Origin of the sequence: Sphingomonas sp. PvP018 (assembly GCF_017876865.1) — a bacterium.
GTDB lineage: Bacteria > Pseudomonadota > Alphaproteobacteria > Sphingomonadales > Sphingomonadaceae > Sphingomonas > Sphingomonas aerolata.
Genome location: NZ_JAGIOU010000001.1, coordinates 944,466 through 966,891, shown reverse-complemented (window position 1 = coordinate 966,891; position 22,426 = coordinate 944,466). Strand labels below are relative to the sequence as shown.

18 protein-coding genes are annotated in these 22,426 nt (G+C 67.8%); 9 read left to right on the top strand and 9 right to left on the bottom strand.

Translation table 11 applies throughout. The annotated features are described in order from the left end of the window. Positions 1 to 8 precede the first annotated feature (8 nt). Both J3A66_RS04035 and J3A66_RS04030 read left to right on the top strand, forming a co-directional pair. Positions 9 to 623 (top strand): response regulator, encoded by a 615-nt coding sequence (locus J3A66_RS04035; protein ID WP_031394397.1) that lies wholly within the window; start codon positions 9 to 11, stop codon positions 621 to 623. Positions 624 to 700: 77 nt separating this feature from the next. After that, positions 701 to 2,341 (top strand): Na+/H+ antiporter, encoded by a 1,641-nt coding sequence (locus tag J3A66_RS04030; RefSeq protein ID WP_209567315.1) that lies wholly within the window; start codon positions 701 to 703, stop codon positions 2,339 to 2,341. 15 nt (positions 2,342 to 2,356) lie between these two features. Here the strand turns inward: J3A66_RS04030 and J3A66_RS04025 are convergent, their stop codons facing one another. Continuing rightward, positions 2,357 to 3,343 (bottom strand): alpha/beta fold hydrolase, encoded by a 987-nt coding sequence (locus tag J3A66_RS04025; protein WP_245336699.1) that lies wholly within the window; start codon positions 3,341 to 3,343, stop codon positions 2,357 to 2,359. 143 nt (positions 3,344 to 3,486) lie between these two features. Here J3A66_RS04025 and J3A66_RS04020 point away from each other — a divergent pair, with 143 nt between their 5' ends. Then, complete coding sequence (locus tag J3A66_RS04020; RefSeq protein ID WP_209567313.1) at positions 3,487 to 4,902, top strand: coniferyl aldehyde dehydrogenase; 1,416 nt, start codon at positions 3,487 to 3,489, stop codon at positions 4,900 to 4,902. Between the two features lie 37 nt (positions 4,903 to 4,939). On the opposite strand, the gene J3A66_RS04015 is transcribed toward J3A66_RS04020, so the two are convergent. The 4 genes from J3A66_RS04015 to J3A66_RS04000 all read right to left on the bottom strand — a co-directional run bounded on the left by J3A66_RS04015 (position 4,940) and on the right by J3A66_RS04000 (position 10,675). Then, positions 4,940 to 7,267, bottom strand: a complete 2,328-nt coding sequence (locus J3A66_RS04015) for a TonB-dependent receptor (protein WP_209567311.1) — start codon at positions 7,265 to 7,267, stop codon at positions 4,940 to 4,942. 87 nt (positions 7,268 to 7,354) lie between these two features. Beyond that, positions 7,355 to 8,605 carry an MFS transporter gene (locus tag J3A66_RS04010; RefSeq protein ID WP_209567309.1) on the bottom strand — a complete coding sequence of 417 codons (1,251 nt, stop codon included), beginning with the start codon at positions 8,603 to 8,605 and terminating at the stop codon, positions 7,355 to 7,357. A gap of 100 nt (positions 8,606 to 8,705) precedes the next feature. Beyond that, positions 8,706 to 9,785: an LLM class flavin-dependent oxidoreductase gene (locus tag J3A66_RS04005; RefSeq protein ID WP_209567307.1), complete on the bottom strand. Its 1,080-nt coding sequence runs from the start codon at positions 9,783 to 9,785 to the stop codon at positions 8,706 to 8,708. Then, positions 9,782 to 10,675 (bottom strand): aldo/keto reductase, encoded by an 894-nt coding sequence (locus J3A66_RS04000; RefSeq protein WP_209567305.1) that lies wholly within the window; start codon positions 10,673 to 10,675, stop codon positions 9,782 to 9,784. Before J3A66_RS04000 ends, J3A66_RS04005 begins: the two co-directional genes overlap by 4 nt. A gap of 31 nt (positions 10,676 to 10,706) precedes the next feature. Between J3A66_RS04000 and J3A66_RS03995 the strand changes: the two genes are divergently transcribed. From J3A66_RS03995 to J3A66_RS03970, 6 genes are all read left to right on the top strand, one after another. Then, a complete protein-coding gene (locus tag J3A66_RS03995) occupies positions 10,707 to 11,795 on the top strand; it encodes a Gfo/Idh/MocA family oxidoreductase (RefSeq protein WP_281064159.1) in 1,089 nt (362 codons plus the stop codon). Between the two features lie 72 nt (positions 11,796 to 11,867). Then, positions 11,868 to 12,167, top strand: a complete 300-nt coding sequence (locus J3A66_RS03990; protein ID WP_031394383.1) for a putative quinol monooxygenase — start codon at positions 11,868 to 11,870, stop codon at positions 12,165 to 12,167. Between the two features lie 108 nt (positions 12,168 to 12,275). Beyond that, on the top strand, positions 12,276 to 12,791 hold the full coding sequence (locus J3A66_RS03985; protein ID WP_209567303.1) for an RNA polymerase sigma factor: 516 nt from the start codon (positions 12,276 to 12,278) through the stop codon (positions 12,789 to 12,791). A 36-nt stretch (positions 12,792 to 12,827) separates the two neighbouring features. Beyond that, complete coding sequence (locus J3A66_RS03980) at positions 12,828 to 13,763, top strand: FecR domain-containing protein (protein WP_209567301.1); 936 nt, start codon at positions 12,828 to 12,830, stop codon at positions 13,761 to 13,763. After that, positions 13,760 to 16,141, top strand: a complete 2,382-nt coding sequence (locus J3A66_RS03975; RefSeq protein WP_348633984.1) for a TonB-dependent receptor — start codon at positions 13,760 to 13,762, stop codon at positions 16,139 to 16,141. The genes J3A66_RS03980 and J3A66_RS03975 overlap by 4 nt, the downstream gene beginning before the upstream one ends. 79 nt (positions 16,142 to 16,220) lie before the next feature. Beyond that, positions 16,221 to 19,418, top strand: a complete 3,198-nt coding sequence (locus J3A66_RS03970) for an autotransporter outer membrane beta-barrel domain-containing protein (protein ID WP_209567298.1) — start codon at positions 16,221 to 16,223, stop codon at positions 19,416 to 19,418. A gap of 24 nt (positions 19,419 to 19,442) precedes the next feature. On the opposite strand, the gene moaC is transcribed toward J3A66_RS03970, so the two are convergent. From moaC to J3A66_RS03950, 4 genes are read right to left on the bottom strand one after another with little or no spacing between them, the layout of a single operon-like run. Beyond that, positions 19,443 to 19,916, bottom strand: coding sequence for a cyclic pyranopterin monophosphate synthase MoaC (gene moaC, locus J3A66_RS03965; RefSeq protein ID WP_031396379.1), 474 nt, complete (start codon positions 19,914 to 19,916; stop codon positions 19,443 to 19,445). Beyond that, positions 19,913 to 20,689: an indole-3-glycerol phosphate synthase TrpC gene (trpC, locus tag J3A66_RS03960; RefSeq protein WP_031440383.1), complete on the bottom strand. Its 777-nt coding sequence runs from the start codon at positions 20,687 to 20,689 to the stop codon at positions 19,913 to 19,915. Before trpC ends, moaC begins: the two co-directional genes overlap by 4 nt. A 1-nt stretch (position 20,690) precedes the next feature. Further along, a complete protein-coding gene (gene trpD / locus J3A66_RS03955; protein WP_209567296.1) occupies positions 20,691 to 21,683 on the bottom strand; it encodes an anthranilate phosphoribosyltransferase in 993 nt (330 codons plus the stop codon). Beyond that, complete coding sequence (locus J3A66_RS03950; protein ID WP_166747863.1) at positions 21,680 to 22,288, bottom strand: aminodeoxychorismate/anthranilate synthase component II; 609 nt, start codon at positions 22,286 to 22,288, stop codon at positions 21,680 to 21,682. The genes trpD and J3A66_RS03950 overlap by 4 nt, the downstream gene beginning before the upstream one ends. Positions 22,289 to 22,426 lie beyond the last annotated feature (138 nt).

Here is a 22,426-nt window from a genome sequence, read left to right as displayed (position 1 = left end):
ATGTCTGGATGCGTACCGTCTATGTCGTCGACGATGACGACGCCGTCCGTGCATCGGTGCAGGGGCTGCTGTCGACCCGTCCGAACCTGCTGATCCGCGGCTTTCGCTCCGGGGATGCGTTTCTGGACGAGCTCAGCAGCCTCGACCCGGGTATCGTGCTGCTCGACCATCACATGCCCGGAACCACCGGGCTTGAGGTGTTGCGAAAGCTTGTGCCGTTCGCACCGCATTTTGCGCCGATCATCCTGACCGGGCAGGGCGACGTGCAGCTCGCCGTCGAGGCGATGAAGGCGGGCGCGCTCGAGTTTCTGGAGAAGCCGTGCGATCCGCACATCCTGCTGCGCACGGTCGACGAAGGTTTTGCGCGGCTCGAAACCGAAACCGCGGCGGCGGACCGGACCCAGGCGGCGCGTCAGCGGATCGCGCGGCTCTCGATGCGCGAGACCGACGTGCTGATGGGACTGATCGACGGCCAGCCGAACAAGGTGATCGCGCATGCGCTGAGCCTCAGCCCGCGGACCGTCGAGATCTACCGCGCCAATCTGATGGACAAGCTCGGCGTGCGCAGCCTGTCCGAGGCGCTTCGGATCGCCTTTGCCGCCGGCCTCGTGACGGTCGACTGACGATCGTTCGGTCCAAGGGGGTGTCGTTTGTGGCGTGTGCCGGTTAGGAAGGACCTGACGCCAAGCGGGAGTATCTTTTGGAAGCTGTATCGATCGTTCTGTTCCTCCTGCTCGCGGTCGTCCTGAGCGGGTCCATTTCGCGAATGCTCCCCGTGCCGGTGCCGACGCCTCTGGTGCAGATCATGCTCGGTGCGGTCATCGGTTTGTCGACGTCGTACCGGGTCGCGCTCGATCCCGAACTCTTCCTGCTGCTGTTCCTGCCACCGTTGTTGTTCCTCGATGGCTGGCGGATCCCCAAAGACGAGCTGCTGAAGGACATTTCGACCGTGGTCGAACTGGCGCTGGGGCTGGTGCTGATCACGGTGATCGGCATGGGACTGTTCATCCACTGGATGATCCCGGCCATGCCGCTTGCCGTCGCGTTCGCGCTTGCCGCAGTCGTCTCGCCGACCGATCCTATCGCAGTCTCGGCGATCGCCGCACGCGTCCCGATCCCGAAGCGGATGATGCACATCCTCGAAGGGGAATCGCTGCTGAACGACGCCTCGGGCCTCGTCTGTCTGCGCTTCGCGATCGCCGCGGCGCTGACCGGATCGTTTTCACCGTCCTCCGCCGCGATCAACTTCGTCTGGGTTGCCGGCGCAGGCATCGTGGTGGGTGTCGGCCTGACGCTCGCGGTCACGCGCGCCAAAGCATGGGTATCGCGGCGGTTCGGTGAGGAATCGGGGTCGCAGATCCTTGTCAGCCTGCTGATCCCGTTCGGTTCCTATCTGCTCGCCGAACATCTTCACGCGTCGGGGATCCTCGCGGCCGTCGCGGCGGGCGTGACGATGACCTATGCCGAGATATCGCGTCAGGCGCTGCCCAATACGCGGATGCGGCGCAACTCGGTGTGGGACACGATCCAGTTTGCGCTCAACGGCATCATCTTTGTGCTGCTCGGCGAACAGCTGCCGGCGATCCTTGCGGGTGCCAGGACGACGGTCAAGATGACGGGGCATGACAGCACTGTCTGGCTAGCTGCCTATGTCCTCGCGATCGTCGCCGGACTCGCCGCCCTGCGGTTCGTCTGGGTCTGGGTCTCGCTGCGGCTGACGTTGCTGCGCCGACGCTATCGTGACGGCGTGACGGTCCACAGCCCGGACTGGCGGGTGGTCGCGGCGATGTCGCTGGCGGGTGTCCGCGGGGCGATCACGCTGGCGGGCGTCCTGACGATTCCGCTCGTGCTCGACGACGGCACCGCGTTTCCGGCGCGCGACCTCGCCATATTCCTGGCCGCTGGGGTGATCATCGTGTCGCTGGTGCTGGCGAGCGTCGGCTTGCCGATCCTCCTCAACGGCCTGACGATGCCGCCCGAGCCGTCGCTGCTCGCGGAAGAGGACGCGGCGCGGGTCGCGGCGGCGGAAGCGGCGATCCGCGCGGTCGAGCGGTCGCAGCATGAGCTGGCCGAACGGATGGGCGACGGCGATTTCTATGCGGCGGCGGGCGGCCGGGTGATGGACATCTATCGCGACCGGATCGACAGCCGCAGCGGTTCTGCCAAGGCGTCCGCGGCCGCGCGTGTGCAGGACCGGATCGAGCGGGACTTCAAGCTCGTCGCGCTCCAGGCGGAACGCAGCACGATCGTCGATCTCGCGCGCGATCGCCGGATCGGCAGTGCGACGATCCGCAAGCTGGTCCGTGAACTCGACCTCGTAGAGGCCCGGTATCGCAGCTGACGGTCTGCGAGGGCCTCAGACGGGAGCGCCGGGCTTTCTCAGCGTGGAAAGCCATGCGACCACGTCATCGGGTCGTGTCACGGGGATCATGTGGCCGCCTGCGACCAGCGTGAGCGCTGCGGCGGGACAGGCGTTGGCGAGACCCTGGCCGTGGGCCAGCGGATCGAGCACAGCGTCGTCGCGTCCGAACAGGATCGCGGTCGGGACAGACAGCGAAGGATAGCGGTCGACCATCGCGGGCAGATCGGCATTTGCCGCTGCGAGATCTGCCGCCGCTCCGGCAAAGGCCGATGGACGACCGATCAGCGCGCCGCCGCCGCGTGTCGCGAAATCGTCGGGTACCGGATCGGGTGCGAAGACCATGCGCGCGCCGCTGGGTCGCGCGAGCAACGCCGCGGGCGTGGCGACCGTCCATGCCAGCGCGCTGCGCATCGCTCGCGTAGCGATGGCGCGCGTTGCGACGATCTGCGGCACGGTGGCGAGTGGCTGGGTCAGGGGTGCGATCAGCGCGAGCCCGCCAACCTGCCGCGGATGATCGAGCGCCAGCGCGAGCGCGATCGAGCCGCCCAGCGAGTGGCCGACGACGAGCGGCCGGTCGAGCCCCATCGCGGTGATGAACGCCGCGACATGCGCGGCTTGTGCACGGATATTGGCCTGCGCGATCGGCGCCGAATAGCCCGAGCCGGGGCGGTCGATCAGGATCACGCGGTGATCCGCACTCAGTCGGTCGAGCAACGCATAGCCGAAGTTGCGCATCTGCCCGCCAAGCCCGTGGATCATCACAATCGCCGGGCCCGTTCCACGTTCGAGATAATGCACGCGTCGCCCGTCGATCTCGATGAACCTGCCGTCGGCGGGCACGCGGCGTTCCACGCGGTTCGCCGCGAGCCTGGCAAACAGCGCAAGACCGGCCACCACACCGAGCGCGAGGCCGGCTGCACGCGCGGCCGGATGGCAAGGCGGCGTGGAGGCCGCATGGTCGTTCTCTTTCATATGCGTCATCCGCCGACGCATAGGTCGCGCCGACAGGTCACGCCAAGCCTCCGCGAGGCCGGTATGCAACCCGCTTGCGAAGCGGCAGGCGCAGGCGGCATGACACGGGTATTGCAACCGGGCCGGGCGGGTGCGCCGGATGGGAGATGGTGATGACCGAGATGATGGCGATCCTGGCGGCGCAGCGCGCCGCATCGATGGCGGCGATGCCCGAGCCGCTGTCGGTCCGCAAGGACCGGCTCAAACGGGCCGCGGCGATGATCCGCGACTCCGCCACGCGGTTTTGCGATGCACTGTCGGAGGATTTCGGTCACCGGAGCCGCGAGCAGTCGATGATCACCGACATCGCCGGATCGATCGCGCCGATCACCCATGCGATCAAGCATCTCGACCGCTGGGCGAAACCGGAGCGGCGCGCGGTGCAGTTTCCGCTCGGGCTGCTCGGCGCGAAGGCCTGGGTCGAATATCAGCCCAAGGGCGTGGTCGGGGTGATCGCGCCGTGGAATTTCCCGGTCAACCTCATCATGGCGCCGCTTGCGGGCATCTTCGCGGCCGGCAACCGTGCGATCGTCAAGACCAGCGAATATACCCCGGTCACGGGTGCGCTGTTCGAGGACTTGGTCTGGCGGTATTTCGCGTCGGACGAACTGGCCTTTGTCCGGGGCGGGCCGGAGGTCGGCAAGGCGTTTGCCAGCCTGCCGTTTGACCATCTGCTCTTCACCGGCGCGACGGGGATCGGACGCCATATCCTCCACGCTGCCGCTGACAATCTCGTCCCCGTGACATTAGAGCTGGGCGGCAAGTCGCCGGTGGTGATCGGTGAGGGGGCAGATATCGCGCGCGCGACCGAGCGGGTGGCGCTCGGCAAGATGCTGAATGCCGGCCAGATCTGTCTCGCGCCCGATTACATGCTGGTCCGCGACGCCGACGAGGCTGCGGTGGTGGCCGGGCTGACCGCGGCGGCCAGCGCGATGTATCCGACATTGCTCGACAACGCGGACTATACGTCGCTGGTCAGCGATCGTCACATGGCGAGGCTGAACGACTGGCTCGACGATGCCCGGGCCAAGGGCGCGCGGGTCGAGATCGTCAATCCGGCGGGCGAGGACCTCAGCTGTGCGAACACGCGCAAGATGCCGCTCCACATCGTCCGCGATGCGACCGACGACATGATCGTGATGCAGGAGGAGATCTTCGGTCCGGTCCTGCCGATCCGTCGCTATGACGATATCGACGACGCGATCGGCCAGATCAACCGGCGCGACCGGCCGCTGGCCCTTTATCATTTCGGCAGCGATGCGGACGAGCGTCGCCGGTTGCTCGATCGAACCGTGTCGGGTGGCGTCAGCCTAGACGACGTGATCCTCCACGTGTCGATGGAGGATCTACCGTTCGGCGGCATCGGCCCGTCGGGCATGGGCGCCTATCACGGTGCAGACGGGTTCCGTACCTTCAGCCATGCCCGTGCGGTCTTCCGGCAGGGGCGGTTCGACGTCGCCAAACTGGCAGGCCTGAAGCCCCCCTATGGTGCGACCGCGCGCAAGGCCGCCGGGCGGCTGATCGGGTGAACCGCGCGTCCAACCGGTCCGCCGCGCCCGGCGGCGGTCAGAAGTCCTTGCGCAGCAGCAGCCCGGCATAGCGCTGGTCGTCACGCGGGACGAACCGGACAGTCCCGGCGAACGTCCCTGCGGTGAGGAACGACGAATAGGAGGTGTTCGTCAGGTTCTTCACATAGGCGCGCAACTGCCAGCCCGACTGGTCGCTGAGCAGGGCGACGCTCGCATTCCAGATCGCATAGGCGGGTTGCACCGTGCTCGGTGTCTGCGCCAGCGCATATTGCACCTTGCTGCTGAACGTCACGTCGCTCTGCAGTTCGAGCGCTAGCGTGTCGCTGAGCGCGAAGCGATAGGCCGCATTCTCATAGAGCTTGATCTTGGGAGCATAGGGGAGCGGCTGGCCGTCGATGTTGCAGCTCGTCGGCGCGCCGGGCGGGCAGAGGAAATTGCGCACCGTGGCGTCGGTATAGGCGGCCGAGATGTCGAGCGTCAGCCCCTTGGTCGGGCGCAGCGTCACGTCCGCCTCCGCCCCGCGCGAGCGCACCGAGCCCGCGTTGATCAGGCGGCTCACCTGCGCGCCCGCGACGACGTCGTTGAAGCTTGCCTGATACCCGTCGAAGTTCGTCGTGAATGCGGCCAGGCTGTAGCTCAGCGCGCGGTCCGCGGTGCTGCCCTTCAACCCGACTTCATAGGAGTTTGACGTCTCCGGGCTCAGCGGGACCTCGTCGAGCGGCGTCGTGGCGTTGAGCGACCGCATGTTGAAATACACGTTATACGCCGGCCCCTTATAGCCGCGCGAATAGGTGAAATAGGTCTGCGCGTGATCGCCGATGTCATATTGGAGACCCAGCCGGTAGCTGTCGCCACGCCGATCGAGCCCGTCGCTGGCATTGTGATAGGCGCGCACCCCGGGTCGATCGAGCGCCGCTGCGCCGGTATTGAGGGGATCCGCGCTCGACGTGCGGACATGGTAAAAATCCAGGCTGTCCCAGGTCGAACGATAGCCCGCGATACCGCGGAAGCGCGGGGTGAAATTGACGTTGGCCTCGCCGAACAGCGCGAAATTGTCGTTGGTGATGCCGTAGTTCGCGACGCCCGTCGTCGTGCTGCGTGCACCACCAGCGGCGAGCGACGTCAGCGTCCGCTGATAGGTCTCGTCGGTGGTGGCGTGGAGATAATAGGCGCCGAGCACGTAATCGATCAGCCCACCCTTGGGCGATGTGAGCCGCAGCTCCTCCGAGAACTGCTTGGTGTTCACCCGCCCCGTGTCCTGGCCGGACGGGAAGGCGGTCGATAGCGCGGCGACGCTGTCATAATCCTGACGCTGCGTGTTCAACCACTGCCGCCAGCCGGTGATCGAGGTGAGGTGATAGTCGCCGAGCGTCAGGTCACCCGTGAACGAGCCGCCGTAATTTTCGTCGCGCACGTCGGTGATCGTATCGTTGTTCGTGCGGCGGTTACTGGCGTTCGCACCGATACCACTTGCCGTAAGCGCGGCAGCCAGGTCGGGCGAATTGGTGACGGTGCCGGTGGGGTAGGCGGTCCGGCTGGTGCTGGCATAGACGCTGGTCGGGGTGGTATCGCGCGAATTGAGATAGTCGCCGATAATCGTGAACTTGAGCGCGTCCGACGGCGTGATCACCAGCTTGCCGCGCGCACCGTAGCGTCGATAGCCGTTGACGTCGTCGTTGCGCGTGACGTTGCGGACATTGCCCTTGAAGTCGTCGTAAAGGCCGCCGATCAGCGCCTGGACCTTGCCGGGCACGATCGCGCCCGAGATGCCGGCCTTGATCCGGTATTCCTCGTCCGACGTGACGCCCGCTTCTCCGAACATTCGGAACTCGTCGGTCGGATTGCGCGTGACGATGTTGACGACGCCCGCCGACGCGTTCTTGCCGAACAACGTGCCCTGTGGCCCACGCAGGACCTCGATCCGCTCGACCTCGCCCAGATCGAGCGTCGACTGGCCGGGGCGGGTGAGGACGACGCCGTCGAGCACGGTCGACACCGACGGCTCGACGCCCGGCGAGGTGGTGATCGTGCCGACGCCGCGAATGAAGATCGTCCGGTCCTTGTTCGACGCACCGCTTCGAAAGCCGACCGCGGGGATCGTCGCGGCGATGTTCTCGACGGTGTTCAACTGGCGTTCGGCAAGCGACTGTCCGCTGACGGCGGTGATCGCGATCGGTACGGACTGAAGGCTTTCGTTGCGAAAGCGCGCGGTGACGACGACGTCTTCGCCGGTGTCGGCGGCAGGCGTCGCCGCCCTGGGCGTCGCGGTTGTCGGCACCGGGGCCGTGTCCTGAGCGAATGCCGGCGTGGCCAGGGTCACAAGCGCGGTGCCGGCCAGCAGCGCCACATGGCGTGGATCGATCATGATATCCCTCCCGAAGATGATGTCGTCTTTTAAATCCCATTCAGCCGATGGGTATATAGATCTGGATGCAGACGCATCGTATCAGCTTTAGTGCCCCTCGACCGGGCGCAACCGCGGCAGCAGCAGCTGGATCCAGCCGACCGCGAGCAGATAGGAGACGCTGGCGAACAGAAACAGCGGCAGGTAGCCGAGCCCGGCGGTCAGGACGAGCCCGGCGACCTTGGCGATCACCATACCACCGACATTGCCGCTGAACGAGCCGAACGCGGTGACCCGGCCAAGCTTGTCCTGCGGGACGACGTCGGCGATCAGCGCGAACAGGTTGGTCGAGAACGCCTGGTGCGCGGCGAGCGTCAGCGCCATCAGCGCGATCGTGACGGGATAACTGCCAACGTAAAGCACGAGCGGCACGGGCAGGACGCAGAGCGCGGCAACCAGCAATATGCCCTTGCGGACGGCGTTGACGCTGTAGCCGAGGCTCAGCAACCGGGTCGCCACGCCGCCCCCGAGCAGCGAGCCGACCGCCGCGCCGCCATAGGCGATGGCCAGCGGCACGCCGAGCGCGACCCCGCTCAGCCCATATTCGCGGTGAAAGAAGTCGGGCAACCAGAAGAGCATCAGCCACCAGGTCGCATCGGACAGGATCTTGGCGACCGCGATCGCCCAGGTCTGGCGATTGCGCAGGATCGGGCCATAGTCGCCGACCGGTGCCGCGGCGTCTACGGCGCCCACGGGCTGCGAGGTGAAGCGCAGGCGACGGGTCGCGATCAGCCAGACCGCTGCCCAGACGAGCCCGAGCGCGCCTGCGACGACGAACGTCCCCCGCCAGCCGACGAGCAGCGCGACGCCCGGAATAGCCAGCGGCGCCAGGATCGCACCGATGCTGTTGGCCGCATTGGTCGCGCCGAACCCGCTCGATCGCCAGTTCTTGGGCAGCACCGACGCGATCGTCTTGATTCCGGTCGGCGTGCCCATCGCCTCGGTCGCGCCCAGGCTGACGCGGATCATCACAAATTCGGTCATCGATCGCGCCCAGCCATGCGCCATCGCGGCGATGCTCCACGCCGCAACGCCGATCGGGTTCGCCCATTTCACCCCGAGCTTGTCGACGATCCAGCCGGTGAACAGAAACGCGAACGCCGCGCCGCCCTGGAACCAGGCGGCGAGCGTCCCGTAATCATCGTCGCTCCAGCCGAGATCGGCGGCGATCGTCGGCTTCAGCACGGCGATGATCTGACGGTCGACGAGGTTGAGGATGCCGGCGGTGACGACCAGCGCGAACAGCAATGTGCGACCACGGGCGCTGAGTTGTGCGACGGTCTTGATGGACGAGGTCATAGCGGGCCAGCATGGACGAGAGGACGATGGATGCGAGCCAGTTTCTCTTGTCCGCGTCGGTTATTTGATTTCAGGCGGTCTCAGCGGGCAGGCCTGCGTCCTAGACGACCAAGGGAGCATGCTCGATCCGCGGCAGCACGTGACGGGCGAACAGGTCGGCCTCGGCGGCGTGCGGATAGCCCGACAGGATGAACGCATCGATCCCTTCGGCCCGGTAGGCGTTGAGCTTGGCGAGCACCTGGTCCGGATCGCCGACGATCGCAGCCCCGCATCCCGACCGTGCGCGGCCGATCCCGGTCCACAGATTGGCCTCGGCATAGCCATCGTCGGATCCCTCGCGCAGTTCGGCCTGGCGACGGACGCCGGCGGACTGCGAATCGAGCGAACGCGCGCGGATCGCCTGGCCTTCGGCATCGTCGAGCTTTGACAGCAGACGATCGGCCGCGGCGCGGGCTTCCGCCTCGGTCTCGCGGACGACGACATGGACCCGGTAGCCGAAGCGTAGCGTGCGGCCGTGACGTGCGGCGCGGGCGCGCAGGTCGGCGATGATCGCACGGACGCCGTCCATCGTGTCGGGCCACATCAGATAGACGTCGGCATTGGTCGCCGCAGCCTCCCGCGCGGCCTCGGACAGGCCACCGAAATAGAGCGCGGGACAGCGCCCGGACACGGTGGTGGTCCGCGGAGGGTCGAGCTTCAGCTTCCAGAAGTCGCCGTCATGGTCGAGCGGCTTGCCGTCGAGCAGCGTGCGCAGGATATGCATCGCCTCGACCGTGCGCGCATAGCGTGGCGCACTCGCGAGCGTTTCGCCGGGCAGGTCGCTGGAGATGATGTTGATCGCCAGCCGACCGCCGAGCATCTGGTCGATCGTCGCAATCTGCCGGGCGAGCTGCGGCGGCCAGCTTTCGCCGATCCGTACCGCCATAAGCAATCGCAACCTCTTGAGCATCGGTGCGATCCCCGCGGCGAACGCGGTCGTGTCGATGCCGAGCGTATAGCCCGAGGGCAGCAGGATATTGTCGTATCCCGCCGTCTCGGCCTGCATCACGATGTCGCGACAATGCTCCCAGCTCGATTGCAGCGCGGGGTCGGGGACGCCGAGAAACTCGTAATCGTCATCGCACAGCGCCGAAAACCAGCTGATCTCGCAGGGTGGAAGGCTTGCCGAAGGATCGATCATGGCAGCGAAACACCCATGCCGGCCTGCAGCACCGCATACCATTCGCTGCGGGTCCATTCGACCTTGTACGCATCGGCCGAGGCTGCGATCCGCGCGGGGGTCTGCGAGCCGACGATCGGGATGATCCGCGCCGGATGCGCCATGATCCACGCCAGCGTCGCGGTCGCGGCGTCGACGCCGTAGCGCGCGCCATGCTCGGCGAGCAGCGTTGCCGCCGGATGATCGCCCTGCGCCAGCCGACCGCCGCCAAGCGGCGACCACGCCATCACCGCGACGTCGTGCGTCATCGCCTGATCGAGCGTCCCATCGAACAGGGGCGCGGTCTGGAGCGGGGAAAACTCGGGCTGGGTGCTGACGATCGGCTGGCCGAGAAACGCCTGCAACGCGGCGAATTCGTGGACGCTGTAGTTCGAGACGCCGATGCTGCGCACCTTGCCCGCGTCGACCATGCGCGTCAGCGCCGCGGCGACCTCCTGCGGATGGGTCATGAAATCGCGGCGGTGGATCTGGTACAGATCGACCTGTTCGATCGCCATGCGCGTCAGCGACGCGTCGAGGGCGTCGGCCAGATACTCTGCACTGGAATTATACGGAATGCCGGGACGGATGCCCGCCTTGGTCGCGATCACCATGTTTGCGCGCAGGCTGCGGTCCTCGGCCAGCGCGCGCCCGAACAGCGCCTCTGCCGAGCCGAAACCCGCCGGGACGTCGCAGCCATAGATGTCGGCGGTGTCGAAGATGTTGATTCCCGCACCCAGCGCCGCGTCGATCATCGCGCGGGCCGGCGCGGTTTCTCCGGCCAGCCGCCACATGCCCCAGGCTATCGGCGAAACAAGGATTTCGCTCTTGCCGAGCGGGCGAAGGTCGTTGGAAAGGCGGATCGTCGTCATGTCGACGGCTCATGGCATAGGGATAGACAGCTTGGTAGCCACGATCAGATACGGTGTCGTCGGAACGGGCATGATGGGCGTCGAACACATCCGCAACCTGGCGATCCTGCCCGGTGCGGAGATCGTCGCGATCGCGGATCCGGTCGCGACGTCGATCGACTGGGCGACCGAGGCGCTGGGCGACCGGGCCGATGGCGTCGCGCGGTTCGACTCGGTCGAGGCGTTTGCGAACCACGCCGATGTCGATGCGATCGTCATCGCGTCGCCGAACAACACCCACCGCGATGTGCTCGAGCAGCTGTTCGCGATGGACGCCGCGATCCTGTGCGAGAAACCGCTGGCGACGACGATCGACGATGCGCGGTGGATCGTCGAGCGTGCCGCCGCGCACGCCAGGCCGTTCTGGACCGGGATGGAGTATCGCTTCATGCCGCCTGCTGCCGCCTTTATCGAGCAGGTCCAGGCGGGCCGGGTCGGCCGGTTGCAGATGCTGTCGATCCGCGAGCACCGCTTTCCCTTCCTGCCCAAGGTCGGCGACTGGAACCGGTTTGCCCGGAACACCGGCGGGACGATGGTGGAGAAATGCTGTCACTTCTTCGATCTGATGCGGCTGATCGTCGGGTCGGAAGCGGTGCGCGTCCATTGCTCGGGCGCGATGGACGTGAACCATCTCGACGAACTTTATGACGGCGAGCGCCCGGACATCATCGACAACAGCTATACGACGGTCGACTTCGCGAACGGCGTGCGGGCGATGCTCGATCTCAGCATGTTCGCCGATGGTGCGGAGAATCAGGAGGAGATGTCGGCGACGGGCGATGCGGCGCGGCTCGACGTGCTGATTCCTGCAGGCGAACTCGTCTATTCGCCACGGGTCGGATTCCTCAACCCCAAGGCGGTCGAGCGCAGTCATGTCTCGGTCGATCCGGCGGCCCGGGCCGCAGGCTCGCACGAAGGCGCAACCTATTATCAGCACGCCGCTTTTGCCGCGACGGTGCGCGGCGAGGGACCGGTACAGGTCACCGCGGAGGATGGCCTGCGCGCGGTCGCGATCGGTACCGCGGCGGAGATCAGCGCGCGCGAGCACCGGGTCGTGACGATGGCGGAACTGGGCGTCTGACCCTTTGGCGGGGTTGCGCGCCATCCGCCGGGCGCGCACAGGCTGTGGCGAAATCACGCCCAGGAGGTCGATATGCCCGTGAAGGTCATTGCGTTCGTTTCCGTCAAGCCCGGCCATGAGGAGGCGTTCATCGACGCCGCCCGCATCTGCGCCGCGGCGTCGCGGAATGAACCGGGGGTGCTCCACTACGATCTGTGGCGCGAGGCCGATGGCGACCGGCGTTTCGTGTTCAACGAGCTGTATGTCGACGATGCCGCGGTTCAGGCGCACATGGCGTCCGACCATTTCAAGGCGCTGGGCGTGGCCTCGCGCGATCTCGCCGCTGCGCGACCGACGATCATCGCGACGCATCCGGTCGACGTTGCAGGCTGAGGCAGCACCGCGGCAAGGGCGCGCGCATCCGTGAGGGGCTGACGCGCGCCGTCTGCGGCCGAGCAACCGCCATGGTCGTGACGTTTTCTCTTACGGTATAGGCGACGGATGGACACGCAGGGTCTGGAGGCCGTCTTCCTCGCCAACCGCGATACGCTGCTCCGCTTTCTGTCGGCGCATGGCGCGGGGGATGCGGCGGAAGACCTTTTGCACGAGCTCTGGATCCGTGTGCGGACGCCGCGCGGCGGACCGATCGCCGCGCCGCTGGCCTATCTGTACCGCGCGGCGCACAATCTCATGCTCGACCGTCATCGCGCGGTCCGGCAGGCCGCCCGACGCGACAATGACTGGAGCGACGCGGTCGGCGCCACGGTCGCGGGCCAGTCCGATGCGCCGTCGGGTGAGCGCGTGCTGATCGCGCGCGAAGAGGCGCGGATGGCGGCGCGCGCGCTGGAGGCGGTCGGCGAACGCGCCGCGGCGGTGTTTCGCCGCCACCGGATCGACGGGGTCGCGCAACGTGCGATCGCGGACGAGATGGGCGTGAGCCTCAGCACCGTCGAAAGCGACCTGCGGCAGGCCTATCGTGCGATGATCGCGTTGAAAGGGCGGCTCGATGAGGTTTGAGGCGAACGTCTCCGTCAAGCCAGTCAGGAGGCCATGATGGCGCAGGACGACACCGCATTGGACGCACAGGCGCTCGACTGGATCGTGCGGACGGGCGATCCCGCATTCGACGACTGGCCCGGCTTCATGGCGTGGATGGAGGCGGACCCGACGCATGCCACGCGCTATCACGCGCTGAACGCCGCGATCGATGATGGCGTCGCATCGCTGCGCGCGCCGCAGGCGGGGGCGGTGGCGCCGCCGATGGCCGGCCCGTCACGACGTGCGCCGCAACGGATAGGACGGTGGGCCGGCGGGGCGATCGCCGCATCGCTGGCGGTCGTCGCCGGCCTTTCGGTCTATGAGCGCCGCCCCCAACCCTATGCCGTCGAGGCGGCGCCGGGGGCCGCGCGGACGATCCTCCTCGCTGAGGGAAGCCGGATCATGCTCGCGGGCGGTTCGCGTGTGACGATCGATCGACGTGATGCGCGCATCGCGACGCTCGATCGTGGCGAGGCGATGTTCGTCGTCGCGCATGATGCGGCGGATCCGTTCGAGGTCCGGGTCGGCGAGACGCGGCTGGTGGATGTCGGCACAGCCTTTGACGTCAAGCGGACCAGCGATGGCATGCGGGTCGCCGTGTCCGAAGGTGCGGTCGACTATGATCCAGGTCCGAACGCGATCCGGATGACGGCGGGGCAGGGCGTCGTGGCCACGCGCGGCGGTGTGATGCGGATCACGGTCGATGCCACGGCGGTCGGATTGTGGCGCGAGGGGCGGCTGGCGTTCGAAAATGCGCCAATGACCGAAGTCGCGGACGATCTGTCGCGAACGCTGGGCATCACGATCGCGGTGGAACCGGAGATCGCAGACCGCCGCGTCCGTGCGACGATCGCCACGGCAGGGCTCGCGCGGGACCCCATGCCGCTCGCCGCACTGCTCGACGTGACGATGCGGCGGTCCGCACAGGGTTGGACGATGTCGGCACGGTGATCCGGCGGGGCGGGGTCTTTGTCGTTATGGTGGCGATCGCCGGGCTGACCGCTGCGTCCGCGGCGGCGGGGCCGGTGTCGCTCGACCTTCGCGCGGGCCGCCTGGGCGACTCCGTCCTGGCACTGGGGCGGCAGGCGGGGGTCAGCATCGCCGTCGACGACCCGGTCCTGTGGGCACGACCCGTCCCCGCGATCCGGGGACGCTTCACGGCGCGGCAGGCGCTCGCAAAGCTCGCACGGTCGACGGGGTCGACGATACGGTCCGCAGGGGCCGGGGGGTGGCGTCTGGTCGCGCGTGCCGCGCCGCCACCTGCGGCGCAGCGCCGTCTGCCGGGGGCGACCGCGAATGCCGCGCCGGCAGTACCGACCATCGCAGGGGCCGATATCATCGTCGCCGCCAGCAAGCGGGACACCCGGCTGCGCGATTTCGCCGGGCAGGTCGCGCATCTCGACGGAATCGACCTGGCGCTTGGCGGCGCGGGGGGCAGCGACGCGGTGCTGGCGCGGCTGGCGAGCGTGTCGTCGACGCATCTCGGTGCGGGGCGCAACAAGCTGTTCATTCGCGGCATTGCGGATTCGAGCTTCACCGGCCCGACGCAGACGACCGTCGGCCAGTATCTCGGCGACATCCGGCTCAGCTACAACGCGCCCGATCCCGACCTGCGGCTCTACGATATCGCGTCGGTCGAGGTGCTCGAGGGGCCACAGGGCACCCTCTACGGCGCAGGGTCGCTTGGCGGCATCATCCGCACGGTCCCCAACGCGCCGGTGATCGACGACACGACGGCCGCCATCGCGACGGGCGTGTCCGCGACGACGCATGGCGACCCCGGCGGCGACATCGGCGCGACGCTCAACCTGCCTGTGATGGAGGGCCGGATGGCGCTGCGTATCGTGGGCTATGCGGTGACGGAGGGCGGGTATATCGACAACCCGACACTTGGGCAGAGCGACGTGAACCGCACCAGCATCGCCGGAGGGCGGGGTACGCTGCGTGTCGATCTGGGGCGCAACTGGACGCTCGATCTGGGCGGCGTGTACCAGCGGACCCGCGGCGACGACAGCCAATATACCGATCGCGACGCGCCGCCCCGCACGCGGAACAGTGCCGTCGTACAGGGCTTCGGTGCGGACTACCGGATGGGCGATCTGGTCGTGTCGGGCACGCTTGGCGGCCTGATGCTGCGATCGTCGACGGCGATCGTCGGGCAGACGCTGACGGAACGCTATGACGCCACCATGGTGAACGGCGATCCGCGGCTGTTCGTGCAGCGCAACGCGACCGCGATGCTGACCAACGAGACCCGGCTGTGGCGGCCGATGCGCGCCGGCTTCGGCTGGGTGGTGGGCGGCAGCTTCACGCACAACCGGACGCGGCTGTCGCGCGCACTCGGCGCAGTCGAGGCACCGGTGCCCGTGACGGGCGTTACCAACCGGATCGACGAGGCGACGCTCTATGGCGAGGCCAGCGTCGCGCTGTTCCCCGGATTGATCGCGACCGGCGGCGCGCGCGTGACACGGGCCGCGCTGTCGGGAACGGGCCAGGATCTGGCGGAGGCCCTCGCTCCGGTCGCGCTCGCGCGTGCGCAGGTGACCGCCAGTCGTCGTGAAACGAGCCTGTTGCCGTCCGGATCGCTGATCGCAACCGTGCTGCCGCGGCTGTCGCTCTATGCCCGGTACCAGCAGGGGTTCCGGCCCGGCGGGCTCGCGATCGAGAGCGACTTCGTCCGGCGGTTCCGCAACGACCGGGTCCGCACGATCGAAAGCGGCATACGGTTCGGGCAGAGCGGGATTGATCCGGTATCCGTGTCGGCCGGGCTGTCACATACGCTGTGGGACGATATCCAGGCGGACTTCATCGACGGGTCGGGGCTGCCGAGCACTGCCAATATCGGCAACGGCCGGATCTGGTCGGCAAGCGCGGCAGCCGCCTGGCGACCGGTCGCCGGGCTCACGATCGACGCCGGGCTGACCTATAACGACAGCCGGGTGACCGAACCCAGCCAGGCCTATGCACTGGCGTTCGCGCGGATGAGCCAGGTTCCCAATATTGCCCGGTTCGCAGGGCGGCTGGGGCTCGACTATAGCCGGCCGCTCCACGGTGAACTCGATCTGCGGGTCTATGGCTGGGCGCGCTATGTCGGCCGCTCCCGGCTCGGTATCGGCCCGGTGCTCGGGGAGGAGCAGGGCGATTATCTCGACACCGCGCTGACAATGCGGGTCGGCCGGCCGACACTGGGTCTGACGCTCGGCGTAACCAATCTGACGGATGGCACCGGCAATCGCTTCGCGCTTGGCACGCCGTTCCAGATCGGCAGCGGCCAGATCACGCCATTGCGGCCCCGCACCTTGCGCCTGGGGATAGACGCGGCATTCTGAAAAGCTGCGCAGGCCAGCAAGGCTGCGCGGCAATGGTTCCGTCCTGTGTTCGAAACATATTCGAAAAGGGACCTGGTTCATGCGTCGTATCCTGCTTGCCTCTACCTGCCTGATGGCGGTCGTTCCGGCCCATGCGCAGACCACGATCGAGACCAAGCGCACCGATGCGGTGCGGACCTCGACCGTGAAGGCCGGGGCGCCGGATGCGATCCGGATCACGGCCGCGGGATCGGTGACCCCTGCCGGCGGCACGGCGGTGACGATCGACAGCGTGCATGCCGTCACCAACGAAGGCACCGTCCAGATCACCAACGCGGACAATGCGACGGGCATTCTTGCGGTTGCGGGGACCGGCGGCGGTATCACGAACAGCGGCAAGATCATCGTCGACGAGACCTATGAAGCGACCGATGTCGACAAGGATGGCGATCTCGACGGCCCCTTCGCTGCGGGCAGCGGCCGTACCGGCATCCGCACCGCGGGCGCCTATAGCGGCGCCATCGCCAATACGGGCGCGATCACGGTCGAAGGGAACGAGTCCGCAGGGATCTGGCTCGGCGGCCCGCTGTCCGGTGCGCTCAAGACCGAGGGCACGATTGCGGTGACGGGGACGAACGTCGTCGGCGTACGGGCGGGCGACATTACCGGCAACGTCCGGCTCGCCGGAACGGTCGCGGCGATCGGGCAGGGGGCCGTGGCGGTCCGGCTCGATGGCGCGATCACCGGTGCGCTGGTGGTGCAGGGTTCGCTCGGCGCGACTGGCTACCGTACCACGACCGCGCCGGCGGATCCGTCGAAGCTCGATGCCGACGACCTGTTGCAGGTCGGCTCGGCGCTGGTCGTCGCGGGCAACGTATCTGGCGGGATCATCTTCGCGGTGCCGCCAAAGGATGCCAGCACGACCGACAATGACGAGGACAAGGACGGGATCGACGACAGCAAGGAGGGATCGGCCATGGTCACCGCCTATGGTGCGGCACCAGCGGTCCAGATCGGGTCGGCGACCAATGCGGTCGCGATCGGCGCAGTCGCGGGTAGCGGCACGAATTTCGGGCTGATCGTCGATGGCGGCATCGGTGGCAGCGGTGTCTATGCGGGTGTCACCGCGACCGGGCTGTCGATCGGCGGCCTGGGTGGCGCCGTGTCGATCGCCAACGGGATCGCGGTCAACGGCACGGTCCAGGCGCAGGCCAATGGGGCGAGTGCGACCGCGATCCGGATCGGCAGCGGCACGACGACCCCCGAACTGCGCAATGCCGGGACGATCGCGGCGGCGGGCGGCGGCACGACCGCGTCGCTGTCGAGCGCGGTCCTCGTCGAGGCGGGCGCGACGGTCGGCACGATCCGCAACAGCGGGACGATCAAGGCGAGCGCACAGGCAGCCGATGGCAGCGCCACCGCGATCCTCGACCGGTCCGGCCGGGTCACGCTGGTGGAGAATAGCGGGGCGATCACCGCCAGCGGCGCACTGGCAACGTCGGAGCGCAACGTCGCGATCGACCTGTCCGCAGCGACGGCGGGCGCCACCGTCCGCCAGACCGCGGTCGCGGCGGGCGTCACGGCGCCGAGCATCGTCGGTGACGTCCGCTTCGGTACGGGGAACGACGTTTTCGAGATCGCCGATGGCACCGCGTCGGGGACGACCCGGTTCGGCGGCGGCGCGAACCGTCTCGCGCTGTCGGGCGACGCAGCCTATGCGGGGACGGCGCTCTTCGGCACCGGCAACGACACGATGGCACTTGCCGGGACGGCGGTGTTCAGCGGCGCGGCGGATTTCGGTGGCGGGGCAGACACGCTGACCATCGGCGGGACCTCGCGCTTTTCGGGCACGCTCGCAAACAGCGGCGGGCTGGCGGTGACGGTCGCGGGCGGTACGCTCGACCTGACCAAGGCGGCAACGATCGCGTCGCTGGCGATGGGCTCGGGCAGCGTGCTGGCGGTGACGCTGGACAAGACCGGGGGGACGGGGACGTCGATCACCGTCGCCGGGGTAGCGTCGTTCGAGAAGGACACCAAGCTCGCGCTCAAGCTGGCCAGCATCACCGGTGCGGAAGGACGGTACACCGTCCTGCGCGCGGGGAGCCTGACCGGTGCTGCAAACCTGACCGCCTCGACCACGCTGTTGCCGTTCCTGTATAAGGGGAACGTCGCGACGGGCACGGGCAACGACGTTGCGATCGACATCGTCCGCAAGACCACGGTCGAACTCGGCCTCAACCGCTCGCAGACCTCCGCCTACAACGCAGTCTATGCGGCGCTCGGCACCGACGCCAAGGTCGGCCAGGCGTTCCTGAACATCAATGACGGCGACGCATTTCGCGGATCGCTGCGCCAGATGCTTCCGGATCATGCCGGCGGGACGTTCGAGACCGTGACGATGGGCTCGCGTGCGACCGCCCGGGTGATCGCCGACCCGCACGGCCCGTTCAAGGACGAGGGGCAGTGGGGCTATTGGGTCAGCCAGGTCGGCTGGGGCACGTCGAAGAGCATCGGCAATACCGGCGGCTATGACGTGACCGGCTGGGGCGTCTCCGGCGGGGCCGAATACAAGACCGGGCTGGGCAATATCGGTGCGTCGCTCGCCTATCTCAGCGGCCGCGATGCCGATGAGGGGACCAGCAATGAAGTCAGCTCCAACCAGTATGAGCTCGCGGCCTATTGGCGTGGGCACTGGGGTGGGCTGAACGCCAATGCCCGCGCCTCGGGCGCACGGATCGGGTTCGACGGCGTGCGGCGCTTCGCCGGCACCGCGGGGACCGAGGCGGTGCAACGCGTCTCGAGCGCGGACTGGAACGGCACGCTCTACTCGGCGTCGGGCGGCCTGTCCTATGATGCCGATCTGGGCAATATCTCGTTCCGGCCGATCATCGCGGTCGATTATTACAAGCTGAAGGAGGACGGCTATAGCGAAACCGGGGGCGGCACCGCGATCGATCTGGTCGTCCAGTCACGCAGCAGCGACGAACTGGCGGTCACCGGCAGCGCGGCGCTGGGTCTCGATCTCGGGGGGCAGAACCAGGACGCAGGCTGGTTCCGCTTCGAGCTTGAGGGCGGACGACGCGAGCTCGTTGGCGGGGGGCTGGGTGCGACGACCGCGGCCTTTGCCGGCGGGACCGCGTTCACGCTGACACCCGAGGAGCGCACAAGCGGCTGGGTTGGCAAGCTGCGCGCGGTCGGCGGCAATGCGGCGTTCCGCTTCGGCGGCGAATTCAACGCCGAGGAGCAGCAGGGACGTGCCGCATTGTCGCTACGCGCAAGCCTGCAGATCGGGTTGTAACGACGGAAGACTGGTCTGCCCGCGTCAGCGCGGTGCGGACCAGTCCCCGGACTTGCCGCCGCGCTTTTCGAGCAGGCGGATCCCGTCGATTTCCATCGCTTTGTCGATCGCCTTGGCCATGTCGTAGACCGTCAGCAGTGCAACACCGACCGCGGTGAGCGCCTCCATCTCGACGCCGGTCTTGCCGTCGGTCGCGACGGTCGCGGTCGCGGTGACGCCGCTGTCGTCGACGTCGAGGTCGAGCGTGATCTTGGTCAGCGGCAATGGATGGCAGAGCGGAATCAGGTCGCTGGTGCGCTTGGCGGCCATGATCCCCGCGACGCGCGCGACCGCGATGACGTCGCCCTTCTTTGCCGATCCCTCGGCGATCGCGCGCGCGGCCTCGGCCGACATGGTGATCCGGCCGGTCGCGACCGCCTCGCGTGCGGTCGGCGTCTTGCCGCCGACATCGACCATCCGCGCGGCACCCGCCGCATCGACATGCGTCAGCTGGCTCATCCGACCAGTGCCCGGGTCGCGGCCTCGACATCGTCCTGGCGCATCAGCGCTTCCCCGATCAGGAAGCACCGGATCCCGCGCTCGGCCATCGCGTCGAGGTCGGCGCGCGTCGTCAGCCCGCTTTCGGCAACAAAGGTACAGTCGCGCGGGGCCTTGTCGACCAGATCGTAGGTCCGTTGGAAATCGACCGTGAAGTCGCGCAGGTCGCGGTTGTTGACCCCGATCAGCCGCGATTTGAGCTTGAGCGCGCGATCGAGTTCGTGCGCGTCGTGGATCTCGACGAGTACGTCCATGCCGCATTCGAGCGCTGAGGCCTCGATCTCCGCCATCTGGATATCGTCGAGTGCGGCGACGATGATCAGGATAGCATCGGCGCCGATCGCGCGCGCCTCGGTCGCCTGCCACGGGTCGACCATGAAGTCCTTGCGCAGGACCGGGATCGACACGGCGTCACGCGCGGCGGACAGATACGCGTCCGCGCCCTGGAACCATTTCTCGTCGGTCAGCACCGAGAGGCAGGCGGCACCGCCCGCCTCATAGGCGCGTGCATGCGCGGGGGGATCGAAATCGGCGCGGATCAGCCCCTTGGACGGGCTGGCCTTCTTGACCTCGGCGACCAGCGCATAGCCGGACTTCGCATCGAGCGCGGCGCGGAAGCCGCGTGGCGCGGACATGCGGGCGATGCCGGCATCGATGTCCGACAGCGAGGTGGTGGCCTTGCGCGCGGCGACTTCGGCGCGCTTGGTCTCGAGAATACGGTCGAGCATGGTCATGTCAGTAGGCGATCCAGCGGTCGAGCAGCGCGTCGGCGCTGCCGGTGTCCAGGGCGGTGGCGGCGAACGCCGCGCCAGCGACAAGGGTGGGGACTGTCCCGGCGACCATCAAGGCCGCGGCGGCGTTGAGCAGGACGGCGTCACGATAGGCACCCGCCTCGCCCTTCAGCAGGCGGCGGAGCGCCCCTGCATTATAGGCGGCATCACCGCCGCGAATTGCCGTGATCGCATGCCGCGGCAACGCTGCATCGTCGGGCGTGACGCGCGCGGGAAGCACGACGTTGCCGATGGACGCAACGACGCTGGGGCCCGCGCCGGACAGTTCGTCGAGCCCTTCCTCGCCGGAGACGACGAGTGCGGCCTGGGTACCGAGCTGGCCGAGTGCATCGGCGTAGAGCGGGACATAATCGGGCCGCGCGATGCCGATCAGCTGACGCGTCGTTCGCGCGGGATTGGCGAGCGGTCCCATCAGGTTGAAGATCGTCCGCCTGGCGATACGCTGACGGATCGGGGTGATCCGCTTCATCGCCGGATGGTGATTGGCGGCGAACAGGAAGGCGATGCCGATGTCGCGCAGGCTGGCCTCGGCCGTCGCGCCCGCCCGGTCCATGTCGAGGCCGAGGACTTCGAGCGTGTCGGCGGCGCCGGCCTTGCTCGAGGCGGCGCGGTTGCCATGCTTGGCAACCGGCACGCCGCAGGCCGCGACGACGAGCGCGACCGCGGTCGAGACGTTGAGCGTATGGTGGCCATCGCCGCCGGTGCCGCAGACGTCGATCGCGCCCGGCGGCGCATCGATCGGGATCATCCGCTCACGCAGCGCACGCGCGGCCTCGGCGATCTCGATACTGGTCTCGCCACGCTCGGACATGGCGATCAGGAATGCGGCGATCGCGTCTTCGCTGGCGCGCGCGTCGAGGATGTCGGCAAACGCCGCACGCGCGGTCTCGCGCGACAGCGGCGTCGTCGGATCTGGCAGGAGCACGGTGGTCGTCATTGATCGAGCCCCTCGCGCAGGCGGTCGGGCAGCTGATGCGCAATCCCCGCCAGCGTCAGGAAATTGGCAAGCATCGCGTGGCCGTGTTCGGTCGCGATGCTCTCGGGGTGGAACTGCACCCCGTGGATCGGCAGCGTCGCGTGGCGGAACCCCATCACGCTGCCATCCTGCGCGGTCGCGTTGACGACCAGCGTGTCGGGAACCGCGTTGACGATCAGCGAATGATAGCGCGTCGCGATAAACGGCGAAGGGAGGCCGGCGTAGAGGCCGGTGTCGTCATGGACGACCGGCGACGTCTTGCCGTGCATCAGCCCGCCACGTTCGACCTTGCCGCCGAAATGCTGCCCGATCGCCTGATGGCCGAGGCAGACGCCGAGCAGCGGCCTGCCGGCATCTGCGCAGGCGGCGACGAGGTCGAGGCTGACGCCCGCTTCGGTCGGCGTGCAGGGGCCGGGGGAAATGAGAAACGCCTCCGCGCCGGACGACAGGGCCTGTCCAGCGGAGATCGCATCGTTGCGGACGACCTCCACCTCGACACCCAGTTCCATCAGATAATGGACGAGGTTCCAGGTGAAGCTGTCGTAATTGTCGACGACCAGGATCATGCGTTCGCCATAGACGAAGTCGAAGCCGGTGCAACGGGGATGCGCATCGGGCGACGCTGCACATTATGTCGGCCATAATCGGTGCAGGGCAAAGCGCGGGGCATGCTATTCAGCACGGAGCAACCTGCGGCGGCAGAC